This window comes from Desulfomonile tiedjei (genome assembly GCA_016212925.1).
Classification (GTDB): Bacteria; Desulfobacterota; Desulfomonilia; order Desulfomonilales; family Desulfomonilaceae; genus JACRDF01.
Genome location: JACRDF010000031.1, coordinates 58939 through 76658 on the forward strand (window position 1 = coordinate 58939; position 17720 = coordinate 76658).

General features: G+C 53.7%; 13 protein-coding genes. 2 read left to right on the forward strand and 11 right to left on the reverse strand.

Going from position 1 to position 17720, the window contains the following annotated elements; translation table 11 throughout:
- Position 1: 1 nt before the first annotated feature.
- The 11 genes from lpxI to pilB form a co-directional block, all read right to left on the reverse strand.
- Complete coding sequence (gene lpxI, locus HY913_13180) at positions 2–853, reverse strand: UDP-2,3-diacylglucosamine diphosphatase LpxI (protein MBI4964225.1); 852 nt, start codon at positions 851–853, stop codon at positions 2–4.
- Between the two features lie 2 nt (positions 854–855).
- On the reverse strand, positions 856–1659 hold the full coding sequence (gene lpxA / locus HY913_13185) for an acyl-ACP--UDP-N-acetylglucosamine O-acyltransferase (protein MBI4964226.1): 804 nt from the start codon (positions 1657–1659) through the stop codon (positions 856–858).
- Positions 1656–2705, reverse strand: coding sequence for a UDP-3-O-(3-hydroxymyristoyl)glucosamine N-acyltransferase (gene lpxD, locus HY913_13190; protein MBI4964227.1), 1050 nt, complete (start codon positions 2703–2705; stop codon positions 1656–1658). The genes lpxA and lpxD overlap by 4 nt, the downstream gene beginning before the upstream one ends.
- 25 nt (positions 2706–2730) lie before the next feature.
- The gene (locus tag HY913_13195; GenBank protein MBI4964228.1) at positions 2731–3339 is read right to left on the reverse strand and encodes an OmpH family outer membrane protein; all 609 of its coding nucleotides are present in this window, start codon (positions 3337–3339) and stop codon (positions 2731–2733) included.
- A 213-nt stretch (positions 3340–3552) separates the two neighbouring features.
- Positions 3553–6216 carry an outer membrane protein assembly factor BamA gene (gene bamA, locus HY913_13200; GenBank protein MBI4964229.1) on the reverse strand — a complete coding sequence of 888 codons (2664 nt, stop codon included), beginning with the start codon at positions 6214–6216 and terminating at the stop codon, positions 3553–3555.
- Positions 6213–6899 (reverse strand): ABC transporter ATP-binding protein, encoded by a 687-nt coding sequence (locus HY913_13205; GenBank protein ID MBI4964230.1) that lies wholly within the window; start codon positions 6897–6899, stop codon positions 6213–6215. Before HY913_13205 ends, bamA begins: the two co-directional genes overlap by 4 nt.
- Positions 6892–8127 (reverse strand): lipoprotein-releasing ABC transporter permease subunit, encoded by a 1236-nt coding sequence (locus HY913_13210; GenBank protein MBI4964231.1) that lies wholly within the window; start codon positions 8125–8127, stop codon positions 6892–6894. Before HY913_13210 ends, HY913_13205 begins: the two co-directional genes overlap by 8 nt.
- Positions 8124–9587 (reverse strand): lysine--tRNA ligase, encoded by a 1464-nt coding sequence (gene lysS, locus HY913_13215; protein MBI4964232.1) that lies wholly within the window; start codon positions 9585–9587, stop codon positions 8124–8126. The genes HY913_13210 and lysS overlap by 4 nt, the downstream gene beginning before the upstream one ends.
- A gap of 387 nt (positions 9588–9974) precedes the next feature.
- On the reverse strand, positions 9975–11192 hold the full coding sequence (locus tag HY913_13220) for a type II secretion system F family protein (GenBank protein ID MBI4964233.1): 1218 nt from the start codon (positions 11190–11192) through the stop codon (positions 9975–9977).
- Positions 11193–11240: 48 nt separating this feature from the next.
- Entirely contained in the window at positions 11241–12326 is a 1086-nt protein-coding gene (locus HY913_13225) for a type IV pilus twitching motility protein PilT (protein MBI4964234.1), read from the reverse strand.
- A 122-nt stretch (positions 12327–12448) separates the two neighbouring features.
- The gene (gene pilB / locus HY913_13230) at positions 12449–14146 is read right to left on the reverse strand and encodes a type IV-A pilus assembly ATPase PilB (protein ID MBI4964235.1); all 1698 of its coding nucleotides are present in this window, start codon (positions 14144–14146) and stop codon (positions 12449–12451) included.
- Between the two features lie 180 nt (positions 14147–14326).
- Between pilB and HY913_13235 the strand changes: the two genes are divergently transcribed.
- Both HY913_13235 and HY913_13240 read left to right on the forward strand, forming a co-directional pair.
- Entirely contained in the window at positions 14327–15445 is a 1119-nt protein-coding gene (locus tag HY913_13235; GenBank protein MBI4964236.1) for a DUF362 domain-containing protein, read from the forward strand.
- 563 nt (positions 15446–16008) lie between these two features.
- On the forward strand, positions 16009–17694 hold the full coding sequence (locus HY913_13240; GenBank protein ID MBI4964237.1) for a glycosidase: 1686 nt from the start codon (positions 16009–16011) through the stop codon (positions 17692–17694).
- The last annotated feature ends 26 nt before the right edge of the window (positions 17695–17720 follow it).

The following is a 17720-nucleotide window of genomic DNA, read 5'->3' on the forward strand; positions in this document are numbered from 1 at the left end:
TTCAACGCCGCGAACTCAAGGCGGTTAGATCCGGGTCGCCTTGTGCGGAAATTCCGACCATCGAAATCTTGGCCTTGTCCGCTCTTCTTACCATTTCGCCGTATTCCGTGATCATGGTACGGCCCGCCTCCACTGCCAGCACTTTGGCCTTGGCCACGGTCATGCTGTCAATGGTAGACGGCCCTACGCCGGGGACATCGAAACGCATGTCCTGATCGGGCTTGGCCATCTTGACCACTATCCCGTTAGGGATATTGAGTTCACCGGCCCTGCGGATGGCTCTGTCCGTTCCCTCGATCGCCTCCACCACCAGCACGGCCGAGTTCTTGACCACGACGGTCTGTCCTATATCCAAGTTCCCTATTCCGAGGGCCATTTTTCTGCCGAACAAAATGTCCTTCCACTGCTTTTCGGTCGGAACGCGCTTGGTCATTACACCCAGCGGCGCCATGAGCTTGGAGGCCCATGAGGTGATCTCTTCGATCTCTATCCCATCTTTTTTGAACTCGTCGGCTATTGCCGCCAAAATAGTGTCGTCCCGCCAATCCGACATAGCGCGAACCACCCGCAGGGCCCGTCGGTCAAAACGCAGGTTCCACGGCCGCAGAAGATTGCTTTTCTCTATCTTTCCGGCCATAACAACGCGGCTGACTTGCCGGGATTTCAGAATGGAGATCGCCTTCTCCAGTTGCCCCAGCTTCAGCCAGAAAATCTCTTTGACCAGATGGGCAATGGCCGGGTCCGTAAAACCGGGGAACGCTATGGCAACAACGTTGTACCCGCGACCTGCAGCTTCGTCCGCCACGTGCAGAGGAAGATTTCCCGTGCCGGCTATTATGCCAAGGTTGTCCAAACTCAAACCGCCCGGAATGCGTGCCGGCTGAGCGAGACGCGTGCTGTGCCACGCTTGGACGTGGCGAGGAACTCGGCAAACCTCAGTGCCTCGGGCACCTCCGGCATCTCTGTTCGGATCTTCTGAACAGCCTGTTCCACCCTTAACGACGAACGAAATGCAATTTTGAAGGCCTTCTTGAGTTTTAGGATGGTCTCGCGAGGAAAACGATTGCGCCTGAGACCGACCTCGTTCAGGCCATAAACATAGATTCTGGCGCCAGAGGCCAGGGTGTACGGCGGAACATCCTTAGCCACTCCCGACACGCCACCCACGAGGGCGTACTCTCCCACCCTTACGAACTGGTGTACGGCCACGATGCCTCCCAGAATGGCGTGTGCGCCGATTTCTATATGACCTCCCAGGTGGGCCGAATTTGCCATGATGACGCCGGGGCCGAGGGTGCAATCGTGCGCCACGTGACAGTAGGCCATTAGATAACAGTCGTCTCCGATTACTGTGGCTTCTCTCCCCCTGGAGGTTCCGCGATGGATGGTGACGTACTCCCTTACTATAACACGGGAGCCAATTTCCACGCGCGTGTCCTCTCCTCTGTAGGAGAAGTCTTGAGGAGCCCCGCCTATGCAGGCGAATTGAAAAATGCGTGTTTGGGCGCCGATCGTCGTACGTCCCTCGATGGTAACGTGAGGCCCTATTTCACAGCCTTCGTGAATCACGACGTTCTCACCGACCACGCAGTAAGGACCGATGGAGACGGCTTCACCTATGGACGCTCCCGGATGGACAACTGCCGTGGGATGAATCATTGCACTTCCTTGCGGTTCGATAAAACGAGGTTTTCCAGTTTTCTGATCCTCTCCAGGATCTCCGGAAGCCTCTTGAAAAGCGACTGCACTCGCAGAAACACACTGTGGGGCATAGCCGGGACCGAGCCGGCCATGACCGAGCCATCGGGGACATTTCTGTATATTCCGACACGGGTGGCAAGGATCACACCGTCGCCGATACGCACATGATCCCTTACCCCCACTTGCCCACCAATCATTCCGAAACGACCGACGGACGAACTCCCGGCAATTCCTGATTGAGAGGCGATGACCGTGCCGTCACCGATGGAGACATTGTGAGCTATCTGAATCAGGTTATCCAGCTTTACACCCTTTCCTATACGTGTGGCTCCGGCCAACGCCCGGTCCACAGCACAAAGGGCCCCGATCTCCGCGTCATCTTCAATTTCCACAGTGCCGCTCTGGTATTTCTTCACGTTGACGAAGTTTCCTTGATGGTCCTGGTCCCTCGCGAACCCGAAACCGTCGGAACCGATGACCGCGCCTGAATGAATAATAACCCGTCGACCGATTCTAACTCTCGGATAAATCGTTACGTTCGGGAATATCCGTGTTTCCTCACCTATTTCAACGTGCTCTCCGACTACGACGTGCGGGCCTATGACCGAACGGTCCCCCACAACCGCGCCCTTGCCCAGGACAGCGTACGGCCCTACCGAGACATCCTGTCCCAGCGTGCATTCCGGATGGACTTCGGCCTTGGAGGAAACACCCGCCGGTGGTGCCGGGTAAGGATAGTACAAGGCCGTCAGGCGCGCGAAAGCCGCTTCCGGGTTACCCGACCTGATATGAGGTCGTGAACCGGGGTCCAAGTTCGGCGGAACGATCACAGCCCCTGCCGAACTCTGGGCCAGTTGCTGGAGAAATCGTGCATTGGCGACGTAGGTTATGTCCTTTTCGCCGGCATGCTCAATGGGCCGCACACCCGCAATCTCAGGTCCGGGCGACTCCGAGGCCTGCCCGCCCAGAAATCCGGCCAATTGCTCCAGGGTAAATGTCACCATTTTTTCAAAGACTGTCCCTTCCGGATCATTTCGCCGGGGCCGCAGGTTTCTTAGCAGGGGGGGCGGGCGCAGGAGCCGGCTTCTTTGGAGCAGCGGGGGCAGGGGCTTTGGAAGTGCCGGCCTCTGCGTCGTATCGCTTGGCGACTTCGTCTGTGATGTCCAACGCATCATCTGCCGCAAGCAGTGCTCCCGAATCGAAAACCAAGGTAAGGTGCTTTTCCGTCCGGATCGCGGATATTATTTTCGCTATGTCTCGCCGGAAGGAATCCTGTGCTTCGCGCTGGTCGTTTTGCAGAGCGTTCTGGGCTTCTTTTTCGCCCAGCTTCAGCTCCATTTCCTTGATCCCCAATTCCTTGATCAGCTGATTCCTGGTGTCTTCCTTGAGCATGGGGCCCTGTTTCTGGATCTTTTCCTGGATCGCATCGAGTTCTTTTTTCTTATTCTCCAACTCTGTCCGCTTCTGGATTACTTTGTCCTGGAACTTCTTTTGTTGGTCCTGCGCTTTTTTGGACGCATTCGCAAATTTGGCAAAGTCAACGAAGGCCATCTTGCCCTCCTGCGCGACGCAGACGCCGGAAAAAACGAATGCAGCGCAAACAATGGCCCAAAGGGCTATCAAGATACTTTTCTTCATCAAACCACTCCTTTGTTCTTTGTTAAGTTCTTAGGCCGCAACTCCTCCCGAAATGAAGATAGCGGCCCTGCGTTACATGGAATCCATACTGTTCCGGATCGGACACCTACCTGATGCAACAGAGATCCGGATGTCGTCGGTCTAGTGTTTCGCCTGCCCGGAGCCGGTGCAATCCCAGGGGAAAGCCCGATTACTCCCGGAAAATGTGTAATATCAAAAGAGCTGGCCCATTGAAAAGGCCACGGCACCCGGCGTCTCGCCCTTTTCCGGGCTAACTTTCCAGCCATATTCTATGCGGAGAGGCCCCATTGGGGAAACCCAGCGAATCCCTACACCGGCCCCGGCCTTGGCGGTCGTCAAGAAGGGGCTTTCGGAGGCGTTCCAGGCATTTCCCACGTCAAAGAAAACCACTCCATTCAGCTTGAGTTGATCCACAAGGGGGAAAAGGCATTCCAAGTTGGTGTACAGCGATCTGTCGCCTCCTATTATATTGCCGTATCGATCGCGCGGTCCTATTTGGCCGAACTGGTAGCCTCGAACACTGCCTATTCCACCGAGCAGAAGTCGGCGGTCAAACGGGATGGGGTCGGGCCCGACTTCGTGTAGCAGCGAGCCGCTGGTGTGCACTTTGACGATAGCCCGCCAGAATAACGGGTAATAATAGCTCATATCCGCCATGTGACTGGCAAAAGCCAAGTCACCACCAAACCCTGAAAATCGGCTCGCAAACGAAACCTTACTTCCTCCGCTGGGAATCATGGGATGGTTGCGGGTATCTCTGCCCACGCTAAGAGAGACCGCGTTGTCGGATACATTCGTGAACTTCTGGGCCACCGTTCCATACTGCTTGTAGTACTCCACTATGGATCGGGCGAATCCTTGTTCGAATCCGGTAAGTTTGCTCGAATCGCGGGAGAAGCCGGTAGACATGGTCCAAAAGCCGTACAACGGATGCCCAAGATGAACGCTGAATCCTTCACTGTCTCGGTAATAGTTGGATTCCTTCATCATTGACTTATATCCCCGGACCGTGCCGCTAAGAGACAGATCAAAGATCCACGGGTAAGTGACCGATCCCTCATAGGAGTTCCTTCTGCCGGAGAGATTTGCCTTGGCATTGGCCATGATCCCTAATCCGAAGAGGTTCTTCTCCTGAAGGTTGACGTTACCCATCGCGCCGTCCTGCGAGGAATAGCCCAGGCCTGCCGACAAGGAGCCGGTCTTCTTTTCCAGGACCTCGACCGTCACATTCATGAGGTCGGGCCGGGAACCGGGGGATGTCTTGAGTCTCACCGCTTCGAAGAAATCCGTACCTTCAAGCCTGCTCTTGGTCGCATCAAACCTGTCAGCGCTATAGAGATCTCCTTCGCTAATGGCAAGGGACCTTCGAATAATCTTGTCTCGTGTTCGTTCATTGCCGGCTACGTCCACCTTCTCGATGGTAACGCGCTCCCCTTTGGTTATATGGTAAACCAGGTCTACAAATTCATGCTTCTCATTTATCTTTTGCCGAGGCTCGATGTCCACGTATGCGTAGCCTAAGTTATTGTAAATCTTGGTGAGCGCCTTGATGTCATCACCCACAAGAGACCGACGGAACCAAGTTTTGGGCTTGACCTGCAATACCGGGATAAATTTCTCCGCAGGTTCGACCAGGTCGCCATCAACTTTAACCGTTCGCACCTGGTACCTGTTCCCCTCACGGATCGGATACGTCACGGTAACGGACCTATCCTTGAAATCCATCTTGGGGGCCCCCACCTGGACCTCGATGAAGCCGTTGTCCATGTAGGCCACGGTGAGCCGCATGCGGTTTTCTTCCAATTTGTCTTTGGTAAAAGTACCGGAGTCGTCGAGGAACCAGAACCAACTCTTTGGCTTCAGGGTCATCAGCTTTCGCGCTTCAGACTCAGGTAGCTTTTTTCGCCCTTCAAGGACTATGTCGGTGAGATAGCTCTTTTGACCTTCGTCTATCTTGAAAACCAGTTTGGCCTCGTTTTGAGAAAGGTCCTTTATTTCGTATTCGATTTTCGGCTGATAATAGCCGGATTTCTCGTACATTTTTTTAATTTTTTCGATGTCGTCTCGGATCTTTTCATTGCTCGCAACCGCGCGGGATTTCGTGGTCAAGGTATCGAGGATCTCGTCCTTGGCGAAAAGCTTATTACCTTCGATCTCTATCGTTCCTATGGACGGCCGCTCCTTGACCGTCACTTTGAGATCTATAGTGCCTTCCGGCGTGCCCTCGGCATCAATCTGGACATCCTCGAAGTATCCCATCGAGTAGATCTCTCTGATTTCATTGCCGATAGCCGATTTGCGGAAGAAGGACCCGGGCTTTACCTCCAACTTGTGGAGAATTGCGTCCTTTTCAATCCTTTTATTTCCTTCAATCTTAATTTCGCCTATCTTGGGCCTCTTAAGAACGAGGTCACCAATCTCAGGGGCCAATTCCTTGACGCGATTGCTCAGTTCCTCCATGTCTTTTCCATTGGCAGAAAACAATCGCGGCCTTTGAGCGTGTTCCTTGTCAACGACCCACAACTCGACGCTGTACCCGTCATCCAATTTGGTGACCGTCCCCCAAATGGCCGCTTGGGCACCCATTCGCTCCCCGATGCGCAGCAAGCGAGTTGGATCTACCTTTCTGTCTTGAACAGCCGATTGAAAGGGTTGGCCGGATAGAAGTTCAACATCTCCTTCACGAGTCAATTCGGAGCCGAGGGCCCCCGAGAATTCAGTACTGTACTCCGCAAGTTCCCCTTTGGAAACGATCTTGAACGGGAAGATCATGATCTTACTGAATTTCTGGGATTGCGCCCACAAAACGAGAGGAACGAGCAAGAACAGGACTATGAAAAACAGAAGCCTCTTCATTGAAGCTCCTCGAGTTTTCCCGCCACCAGGCCCACCCTCCTGTCCATGGAGCGAGCAAGGGATTCTTTGTGTGTGACGACTATCAAGGTGGTGTTCCGGTAGCGGTTCAACTCCTTCATGAGGGACTCTATCTCAGTTCCGGTATCCGGGTCGAGGTTTCCGGTGGGCTCGTCTGCCAGCAGCACGTCCGGATTCATGATTAACGCGCGGGCGATTGCAACTCGCTGTTGCTCTCCCCCGGACATTTCGCCTGGCCTGTGAGTAGCTCTTTGGGAAAGCCCCACTTCGTCGAGAAGCTTGAGTGCCCTGGTTTTGATTTCTCCCAGTGGCGCTCCTGCAATGAGACCCGGCATTACGACGTTCTCAAGCGCGGAAAACTCCGGCAGAAGCTGAAAGAACTGGAATACGAACCCGATGCGCTTGTTCCTCAGTCCGGCTCGTTCACTTTCGTTGAGCACATCGGTATCCGCTCCATCAAGCAACAGCGTTCCTTTACCCGGCCTGTCAAGCAGCCCCAGCAAATGGAGCAACGTACTCTTTCCAACCCCGGAAGGACCGGTAACAGCCAACGTTTCTCCAGGCCGGACGCACAAGTCCACCCCGCGCAGGACTTCAACCGTCTTGCTGCCATTGGAATAGGTCTTCCACACTTCATTGATTTCATAGATGAAGGCCTCACTCATAACGGAGCGCCTCCACCGGCTCCAGGCGCGCCGCTCGCAAGGACGGATAAAGCGTAGCAAGGAAGCATATGGTGACAGCCACCACACACACTATCACTACATCCAACGGCTCCACGGACACCGGAAGCGTGGATATGGTGTAAATATCCTTGGGCAGCTCAATGATGCGGTATCTGGCCAGCAGAGCCGATCCCACAATGCCGGCAACCGCGCCCAGGGCGGTCCCTACTACCCCCACCACCATGCCCTGGACGATGAATATGCGCATGATTCGTTCCGATGTAGCGCCCAGAGCCTTCAGTATTGCGATATCCCTGCTCTTTTCCATGACCAGCATGATGAGGGATATGATGATGTTGAACGCGGCTACCAGCACGATAAATGTGAGGATGATAAACATAGCGATCTTTTCGAGTTTCAAGGCGCTGAAAAGATTCCTGTACATGTCTCCCCATGTTCGGGTCCAGAAGGGGGGACCTAAGGCCGATTCGATACGATTGCCCAATTTGGGGGCTGAATAGATGTCTTTAAGCATCACTTCTATGCCCGTTACTCCGTCACCCAGCTCAAAGAATTTTTGAGCTTGAGACAACTCCATGTAAACAAGGTTCGCATCAAATTCGTACATCCCGGATTCAAAGAGCCCTATGATGCGAAAATTCTGGACGCGCGGAATTGCCCCAATGGGGGTCCTTTTCCCTTGAGGCGAAATTAGCTGTATTAAGTCGCCGACCCTCATGGAGGCGGACAGAGCCAGTTCTTTTCCCACTATGACGCCGCCCAGGCCGTCCGCGACCTGCGTCAGCTCCTGAAGTGAGCCGCTCTGCAGATATCGGGGTAGGGAGATCACTTTACCGGCAGTCTCGGTGTCTATCCCCCGCACAACTACTCCCCGCACTTTCCCGTGAGTTGAAATCATCGCTTGGCCGTAGATGTACGGTGTGGTGGCCTCAACCCCGTCGAAGACCTTGATCCGGTCCATCAACTGGTCCCAGCCTGTGACCGTCCTACTGGAATGGCTCATTACGACCAGGTGGGAAACGGTGCCCAGAATTTTCTCCTTGAGGTCCTTCTCAAAGCCGTTCATGACACCGAGAACGATTATCAGCGTCATGACACCGAGCATGACTCCCAGAACGCTGAACGCGCTGATCACGGAGATGAACGCCTGCTTGCGCTTGGCCTTCATATACCTGAGGCCTACGCTGATCTCGAAGGGTAAGTTCATCCCAACCCTTTTTCTTGCCTCATGTGCGGGAACAGAATCACCTCTCGAATGGACTGGGCGTCGGTCAACAGCATCACCAACCTGTCGATTCCGATGCCTTCACCGGCGGCCGGGGGCATGCCGTATTCCAAAGCCCTGAGAAAATCCTCATCGAGGAAATGCGCCTCCTCGTCTCCCGAAGCTCTTGCCTGAACCTGTTCCTCGAAGCGGCTTCGCTGATCCAAAGGATCGGTAAGCTCCGTGAAAGCGTTGGCCATTTCCCTTCCGCATATGTAGAGTTCGAAACGGTCTGTGACGGTGGGGTCCTCGTCGTTTCGGCGAGCCAGGGGTGAAACTTCAACCGGATACTTGTGGATAAAGACCGGACCCCAAAGCTGAGGTTCCACAAGGTGGTCAAAAAGATCCATCTTGAGCTTCCCCAGAGAGACGTCTTTGTCCACGTCCAGACCGGCGTCCACTGCTCTTATGAAAGCCGCATTGCGGTCATCCACCTGATCTGCGGTCAGCCCCCCATACCTCAGAAGGGCTTCTCGCACAGTCAGCCTCGGCCAGGGGGGGGTGAGATCCACTTCTCGCTCACCATAGGCCAATCGGAATCCGCCGATGATCTCCTTTGCCAGGCTGGAAATCATTTCCTCGGTAAGGCTCATAAGGTCTTCGTACGTGCTGTAAGCCTGATAGAATTCGAGCATGGTGAATTCGGGATTATGTTGGGTGGATATTCCCTCGTTCCGAAAGTTCCGGTTTATCTCAAAGACCCTTTCAAAGCCGCCGACCAGCAGTCTCTTGAGATAGAGTTCCGGCGCTATCCGCAGGTACAGCTCTCGGTTCAACGCATGGTGAAAGGTCTCGAAAGGCCGTGCAGTTGCTCCACCGGGGATGGGCTGCATCATGGGGGTCTCTACTTCCAGGAAATCCCGGCGGGCCAGAAAATCTCTTACAAATGTGATAATGCGGCTTCTCGCCTTCACGATTTCACGAGCGGACGGATTGACGATGAGATCCAGATAACGCTGTCGATACCTTGTTTCCACATCCGAAAGCCCATGCCATTTTTCGGGAAGAGGTCTGAGCGATTTCGTGAGAATTACCATCTTGTCGGTGAGGACGCTCAATTCTCCTGTCCGGGTTCGGAACGGCCTACCACTCACGCCCACAATGTCGCCGACGTCCAGTTTCTTGACCAACTGATAGGCTTCCGCTCCCAGGGTATCTTTCGTAAAATAGGCCTGAAAATGTCCAGTGGCGTCCAGAATCCTGGCAAACGCGGCTTTGCCGAGTACTCTCATGGCCACAATGCGCCCGGCCATTTGAATCGGATCTCCCGATTCGTCCAGTTCGTCGACGGCTAAGAACCTCTCCTTGAACCCGGCAGCGCTCATATTCGGGCTGAATCCCGTCGAGAACGCGGGTATCCCGAGCGCTTCGAGTTCGCGGATCTTATTTAAGCGCACGTCCATCAAAGAGGAAGCCGCAGGTTTGTTGCTTTTAGGTAAATCTTCAGCCAACTGAGATGTCTCCTGAGTTTTTCTCAAGATCAGACCGGGTTTTTATCCTTTCCCCCCTGAAAAGTCAAGGCGATCGCCACCAGCGTCGTGCGGGGATAGCTGTAACAGCGCACGACGACTGTCTCTCTGCCAAGACACAGAAACGACTCGCCTTTTAACACCGATGCGTATTCAAGAAAAGAACTTGCCGGCCTTCAACAGGGTCGCCTGTTCGATCGCGAATTCCTTTCACATGGCACGGCGTCCGGGGAGGCAAGAAACAAAAAAGAGGCATGGCAAGCCTCTATTTGTTGCGGTAAGTCTGCCGCGGCAGCAGAAGCCGAAGGTTGGAACTTGAACCTATTTTGCCTGTGAAACAGCTCCAGCCATAGAAAAAACCGGAAGATACATGGCGATAACCAATCCACCACATACCCCGCCCAGAAACACGATCATGATCGGCTCCATAAGCTGTGTAAGGGCCTCAACAGCAGCATCCACCTCCTCATCGTAGAACTCCGATATCTTTGCCAACATTGCATCGAGCGCTCCCGTAGCTTCCCCTACCGCTATCATTCTTACAACCATTCCGGGAAAAACCCCTGTCTCCATAAGGGGCTCCGCAATGGTACGGCCTTCGGCAATGGCCGTGCGGGTGTTCATAATGGCTCGTTCGATGATTACGTTTCCGGCCGTCCTTGCTGTAATTTCCAGCGCATCCAGGATCGGCACACCGCTGGATATCATAGTGCCCAACGTGGCGCAGAACCGTGCCACAGCCACTTTTTTCAAAAGCATCCCAAAAACCGGGGTCCTTAAGGCAAACCGGTCCACAATCATCCTGCCCTTTTCAGTCTGATAGAACCGGCGAAAAGCGTACCCAAGGATTGCCAGCAAAATTATCATGTAAATTACATACTTCTGGACAAATTCGCTCAACGCCAGCACGAAGAGAGTCGGGCCCGGCAATTTCTCCCCGGCGCCCTCGAACATCTCCTTGAAAACGGGAATAACGAATACGAGTAAGACTGTGACGACCGACACGGCGATAGTCACGACCACTGCCGGATAAACCATGGCCCCCTTGACCTTGCGTTTGAGGGCCTGGGCCTTTTCCATGAAGCCTGCCAATCTTCGCAGAATAGTATCCAGAATACCGCCCGTTTCTCCTGCGTGTATCAAGTTCACAAATAGATCATCGAACACCTTTGGATGCGGCTTGAGCGCGTCTGCAAAAGTGCTCCCGCCTTCCACCGATTGCTTCACCTGGCCGAGAATCTTCTTGAAGGTCTTGTTTTCCTGCTGGCTGGCCAAGATTTCCAGGCATTGCACCAAAGGAAGTCCAGCGTCTATCATCGTAGCAAACTGACGCGTAAATATGACGACATCCTTGGTGCCGACCTTAGGTTGAAAAAACTCTACGTTTTCGAGTAGGTCTTTCGGTTTTTTCTTTACCTTGATATCCGCGTAGTTCATCCTACGCAGTTTGGTCATGACTACCGATTCATTGACCTCATTCATCTCCCCCTTGATCGTGTTGCCGGCCGTAGTCCTGGCTCTCCAAACGTATTCAGGCATCGGTTGTTCTCCCTAGATAGACCTTGCGAGAAGAAGAAAATGCACGGCTTACCCTTTCTTGATTCCTTTCATTGCGCCCCCCATCATCTGCTTGAGTTCGTCAGGATCTGAAGATCTGGACATCGCGTCGTCAAACGAGATGATCCTCCTTTGCCAGAGGAAGAAGAGCGACTGATTCATTGTCTGCATGCCCGACTTGGCTTGTCCCACTTGAATCTGGGAATAGATCTGATGAACCTTGTCCTCTCGGATTAGGTTTCTGATTGCAGCGTTCGGAACCATGATCTCCAGGCACAACGCCCTACCCTTTCCGTCCATGGTAGGAATGAGGCTCTGACACATGACTCCTTCCAGCACAAAGCTTAATTGCGCCCGAACCTGGGGTTGTTGGTGCGCGGGAAACACGTCAATAATTCGATTAATAGTCTGCACGCATGAATTGGTATGTAGGGTCCCAAAGGTCAGGTGACCGGTCTCAGCGACCGTGAGGGCCGCTTCAACGGTTTCCAGGTCCCTCATTTCCCCGATCAGCACGACGTCAGGGTCCTGTCTGAGAACCGACCGCAAGGCCGCATGGAAACCCTTGGTATCCTGATGCACCTCCCTCTGGTTCACAATTGACGCCTTGTGTTGATGAGTGAACTCGATTGGGTCCTCTATGGTGACAATGTGAACACGACGTTCACTGTTGATCTTGTCAATCATTGACGCCAAAGTCGTAGATTTGCCGGACCCGGTGGGGCCGGTCACGAGCATGAGCCCTCTAGGCTTGGAGCAAAGATCGTTGACAACCGACGGCAGCCCCAGTTCCTGAAAGGAACGGATCTGATAAGGTATCAGCCGGAACGCGCCGGCCAAGGCACCTCTTTGCATGAAGATGTTGGCTCGGAATCGGCTCAAGCCCCTGACGCCGAAAGAAAGGTCCAATTCCTGGGCCTCTTCGAAACGGTGCTTTTGGACATCCGTCAGGACGCTGTAACAGAGCTGACGGGTCTCCTGGGGTTTCAACGGGGCGTACTCCAGTGGCACCAACTCGCCGTGGACCCTTATCATGGGCGGCACGCCCGGAGTTATGTGAAGGTCCGAAGCTCCGCGCTCGACCATTTCTTTCAGAAAATCGTGAAGGCTGGCCAAAACTTGATTCCTTTCGCTGAAAAATGGAGCGAGGCCGACAATGCCGCCTCATCGGTGTCCTGGTTGAACAACTCTCGGTGACATTGCGGCCACTGGAGTTCGTTGCCACTTGGTGAACACGCCTAATCCGCCATAGTTACTCTACCCACCTCATTAACCGTGGTCATTCCTTCTTTCAACTTGGTCACCCCGGCCATTCTCAGGGTATCCATCCCGAGCCGGATGGCCTCTCTTTTAAGCTCCATTGCCGAAGCCCCCGCCAGGATGAGTTCTTTTATTTCGTCGGTTATGGGCATTACTTCGTACAGAGCCACCCTGCCTTTGAATCCGGTGTTGCTGCACTGGCCGCATCCTGTCCCCTCGTAAACGGGGAATGTGCCTATTTCTTCCATCTTGACGCCGAGGTCCCGAAGGGCTTCCGCAGGGGGCTCGATTTCCCTTTTGCAGCTGGGACAGATCCTTCTTGCCAAGCGTTGGGCAAGGATGAGGTTGACGGAGCTGGCCACGAGGAAAGGTTCGACGCCCATGTTCAGCAAGCGGTTGACGGTCTGGGGAGCGTCGTTGGTGTGAAGAGTGGAAAGAACCATGTGGCCTGTGAGCGCGGCTTTTACTGCGATTTCCGCTGTCTCGAAGTCGCGGATCTCGCCTACCATTATAATATCCGGGTCCTGGCGGAGAAAAGACCGAAGCGAGGAAGCAAAAGTCAGCCCTATCTCTTCGTGCATCTGCACCTGATTGATTCCATGAAGATTGAATTCGACAGGATCTTCGGCTGTAGAGATGTTTACGTCAGGGGCATTCAACTCGGAGAGAGCACTATACAGCGTGGTTGTTTTCCCGGACCCGGTAGGACCGGTGACGAGGACCATGCCGAAAGGTCTGTGTATGGCTTCTTTGAAATGCCTTAGCGGTTTTTCCTCGAACCCCAACTTGGTCATGTCCAACTGCAAATTGGATTTATCCAAAAGCCTCATGACCACTTTTTCGCCAAAAAGCGTCGGCAGGACAGAAACACGAAAGTCCATGTCCCGCCCTTTGCCCAACTTGAGCTTAATTCGCCCGTCCTGAGGCAATCTCCTTTCGGCGATATCGAGCCGCGCCATGATCTTGCACCGGCTGGTAATGGCGTTCTTGAGCTTCAAAGGCGGTTTCATGATTTCATAGAGCGCCCCGTCTATGCGCAAACGGACACGAAGTATTTTTTCGTACGGCTCTATATGTATGTCACTGGCTTTCTTACCGATCGCGTCTCTCAGCAGGAAGTTCACAAGTTTGACTACCGGGGCTTCCTCTGCCAGCTTCGCGACGTCGTTCACGTCCAGTTCTTCGACATCGGGCCCCATGGCGTCCAGGTCGCTGTCGGAAAACTCATCCAACATGTCATCGACCTGCAAGCCGGTGTCGTAGAAAGTGTCGAGGGCTTTGCGAATTTGCGATTCCGTGGCGATGCTGACCTCCACGGAAAGGTCGGTCATGAACTTGATGTCATCAATGGCGTTCAGGTCCGTCGGGTCCGCCATTGCCACGTGCAGCGAGGAATTGACGTGTGCATAAGGGATCGCCATGTATTTCTGGGCGATCGGAGTGGGGATGAGCTTAACCGCATCCGGGTCCACGTCTATTTCATCCAGGGAGACCGTCGGCAGTCCGAGTTGTCTGGACAGAAACTCGACCAGGTCGTCCTCATTGAGAAATTCCAGTTTTATCAGGGCACTGGCAACCTTACCACCTTGCGTGCGTTGATGGTCAAAAGCTCTCTCAAGCTTCTCCTCATCGATAAGTCCAGCGCGGAGAAGCATTTCGCCGATTCGATCTTTCATCTGTGGTTTCTTATATCCTGCCTGTAGTGTCTAGTCCGGCGATGGCTGTTTCGACTTTTTTCATCCAATGCTTTATCTTACCGCGGCACCGGGCTTTTTTCAAAAAATTTCTTCTTGTGATTTCAGGGAGCCTGGAAGATAATTTCCTCCCATCTCTAGCTCTGAGAGGAGTTGCGATCGTTGCCATCAACAGTATATATAACCGATATGACGGCAGATTGGAAGAGGAGTGTCTCCAAAAAGGTGGCGGATCTGCTTGACAAGCTGTCACCCGGCGATCTCTTCGCTCGCAAAGACCTTGTAGCGGTGAAACTTCATTTTGGAGAAGCGGGCAACACGGCGTATATCCGCCCGCAATACGTCCGGCGGGTTGTGGATCGCCTCTCGTCTCTACAGGCCAAGCCTTTTCTCACGGACACCAACACTCTGTACGTGGGGTCTCGGACCGAGGCATGGTCGCACCTTACGACGGCCTTCGACAACGGGTTTACGAGAGAAGTGACCGGAGCCCCTCTGATTATCTCCGACGGCCTGCGCGGGAACAACTCGATCCAGGTCCCGACTCGAGGCCGACACATTAAGAACGCACACTTAGCCGCCGATATCCACAACGCCGACGGACTGGTGGTTTTGACTCATTTTAAGGGACATGAGCTGTCGGGGTTCGGAGGTGCACTCAAGAACTTGGGAATGGGGTGCGCAGCGCGCGAAGGAAAATTGGACCAGCACTCCAACATTGCGCCAAAAATCAAGAAGAACAAATGCATAGCTTGTGGAGAATGCGTGGTTTGGTGCCGAGGCGGAGCCATAGCCGTCCGGGATGACCTGGACGAGCCCAAGGCCGAAATTACTCCTGAAAGGTGTATCGGTTGTGCAGAATGCATACTCGCCTGCCCTCAGGGAGCAATTCAGGTGCAATGGAATGAGTCCATTCCGATATTCATGGAGAAAATGGTCGAGTACGCAGCTACGGTGCTTGAGCGCAAGAAGGGAAAGGCCTTATTCATGAGTTTTGTCATGGACGTATCACCATTGTGCGACTGTGTCCCGTTTTCCGAAAGACCAATTGTTCCCAACCTTGGCATCCTTGCCTCCCTCGATCCCGTTGCCATTGATCAGGCAGCCGTGGATTTGGTCAACAGGGCACCTGGAAACCCTTTGTCAAGTTTGAAGACCGCATTGAGCCCGGGAGAAGACAAGTTCCGTGCTCTGTACCCCGCCATTGACTGGGTTCATCAACTGAACTATGCGGAGCAACTCGGACTGGGGACGAGGGAATACATCCTGGAGGGCCTCTGAGAGAGGAATCGCAGCCTCGAATTAATCTGATTTCTCTTTTGACATTGACCGAGGTGCGGCAGCCGATGTAAACTCATTTAAGGGGGAGTTTCATCTGATTCCTGGCTGTCAATTGGTATTTTTCGAGCAGAGGCTCAAGCTTCGCAGGCGCGAGATTCAAGAACTTTCAAAACTTAACACGGGGAAATGAATTGCCCGAAAGGCTGTGACCCGGACGACATGCGTCGGACGCCCACCCGGTCAAGCATCGGCGCGGAAAAACGAAGTTGTCTCCAAGGTCATGGAACAGTAGGAATCGTAGCACGAAGGCCCCTCACCCTCTGGGAGAGGGTTGGGATGAGGGCGACAAGTCAACTAGCGACTGTGATCGTGGCACGATTTGGAGTCCCTGTCGAGTTTTGAGACAGCGTCAAACCCTATAACGTCCATTCGTTCGAAAACCGTTCCTACCTGCGGCTCGCGCGTTACAGGACGCGGCACTATATTTCGTGTTCGCCACGGGAGACGCAAAGTCTATCCGGATGATCTCCGCATAGCATGAACACAAACCAAAGGAGGGGGAAATGTGGAATCGCCGCAGGCCAAACCGTTCGGAGGCCAAAGCGCAGAGATTCGCCATCCTGCTGAGCGTCCTTCTCTCGGCTTTCGTCTTCTTTGTTGCCAACCTGCCCTCTTATGCATCCGACGGGAACCAACCTCAGTGGGACTGGCGGGCCCAGGTGATATACCTTGTTATGACGGATCGCTTCTATGATGGCGATACAGCGAATAACAAAGCCGGCCACGCCGGAGCATACTATCCGTCCGATCCGAGGTTCTTCCACGGCGGAGATCTCGCTGGTTTAGAACAACAAATCCCGTATCTTAAAGATCTGGGAATAACCGCTCTCTGGATGACTCCAGTGTATAAACAGATTGGAGTTCATAAAGACCCATCCAATCGGAAGAGCGCCGGGTATCACGGATATTGGGCGGATTTCAAAATCCCCGATGACGAGGCAATTGAACCGAAACTCGGCACCAAAGACGACCTCTTGCAATTAGTGCAGCGCCTTCAGAGCCAGGGAACTGAAATAAAAGTGATTTTTGACATGGTCATAAATCATTCCGGGTACGGGGCCGCCATTTGCGGTCAAAAGCCGGAATGGTTCCACGAGAACGGCGACTGTGACATCGAGAAGGACCCTGTCAACTGCCCCCTTGCCGGACTCCCGGATTTCAACCAAGAAATCAGCGAGGTCAAGAGTTACTTGACCAACATGTCGGTCCCGTGGGTCAAAAGATTTCCGATGAACGGGGTGAGGCTTGATACAGCGAGACATGTGCCTCTGAACTACCTGGGGGAGTGGGTGGGTGCTCTGAGATCAGAGCGTCCGGACATTTTCTTGATTGCCGAGGTGTTCATGGACGGGGACGCCGAGTCTCTCACAAAGTTGCTGCCATATTTCAATGTGGGATTCGATTCCGCGTTCAATTTCCCTCTGCGTTCCGCGCTGGTGGATACCATTGCCAGGCAGGGAAGCGTCGATCGCCTCGCACATAGCGTTGATCGGACAGCAGAGCTGCTCACGCCGGAAAGAGCGCTTTACATGGTCAACATGCTGGATAATCACGATCTTCCCCGCTTCATCAATACACCGGGCCCCGGTGTTCCTGAAACGGAAATCGTCAAGAGATACCATATGGCCCTGGCCCTCTTATTTGCCCTGCCGGGAATCCCGCAACTCTATTACGGTGCAGAAATCGGCATGTACGGCGGCGATGATCCCGACAACCGATTCGATATGCCCCGTTGGGCATGGGCTGAAGAGGACCGTGTCCACAGCCGAGACCGATATCGGCTTAATCCCCCGAGGTTCATCCCCGATCCCAATGAGACTTTCAAAGTGGCCAAAAGGCTGATCGAGCTTCGAAAAGCATCCAAACCTCTCTGTTTTGGCGGGTACACCGAACTATGGCGCCAGAACGGCGCTGCCAACCCTAACGTTTACGCTTTCATTCGAGCCCTCGATGACGACTTTGTTCTCGTCGTGCTTAACAACGATCCGGCAGAATCACCCACCCTCAGGATACCTGTGCAAGGGAATCCCGGCGTACCTGAGAGCGTGAAGAAAAGGTTGGCAGACGGCACGAAACTCGTCGATCTCCTCGACCTAGGAGGCCCCGGACAGCTCGCGATTGATCAAGGTTCCTGCACGGTGAAGCTTCCCGGCAAGACCATAGGAGCGTATGTAGCGAAAAAACCGTGAGTCGGCCGGGAACTTGTCAAAAGCAC

Excerpts from the sequence above, each read along its gene's own strand:
- lpxA (MBI4964226.1), bottom strand. The coding sequence starts at position 1,659 with ATGATTCATCCCACGGCAGTTGTCCATCCGGGAGCGTCCATAGGTGAA.
- lpxD (MBI4964227.1), bottom strand. The coding sequence starts at position 2,705 with ATGGTGACATTTACCCTGGAGCAATTGGCCGGATTTCTGGGCGGGCAG.
- HY913_13195 (MBI4964228.1), bottom strand. The coding sequence starts at position 3,339 with ATGAAGAAAAGTATCTTGATAGCCCTTTGGGCCATTGTTTGCGCTGCA.
- bamA (MBI4964229.1), bottom strand. The coding sequence starts at position 6,216 with ATGAAGAGGCTTCTGTTTTTCATAGTCCTGTTCTTGCTCGTTCCTCTC.
- HY913_13205 (MBI4964230.1), bottom strand. The coding sequence starts at position 6,899 with ATGAGTGAGGCCTTCATCTATGAAATCAATGAAGTGTGGAAGACCTAT.
- HY913_13210 (MBI4964231.1), bottom strand. The coding sequence starts at position 8,127 with ATGAACTTACCCTTCGAGATCAGCGTAGGCCTCAGGTATATGAAGGCC.
- lysS (MBI4964232.1), bottom strand. The coding sequence starts at position 9,587 with ATGGACGTGCGCTTAAATAAGATCCGCGAACTCGAAGCGCTCGGGATA.
- HY913_13220 (MBI4964233.1), bottom strand. The coding sequence starts at position 11,192 with ATGCCTGAATACGTTTGGAGAGCCAGGACTACGGCCGGCAACACGATC.
- pilB (MBI4964235.1), bottom strand. The coding sequence starts at position 14,146 with ATGAAAGATCGAATCGGCGAAATGCTTCTCCGCGCTGGACTTATCGAT.
- HY913_13240 (MBI4964237.1), top strand. The coding sequence starts at position 16,009 with ATGTGGAATCGCCGCAGGCCAAACCGTTCGGAGGCCAAAGCGCAGAGA.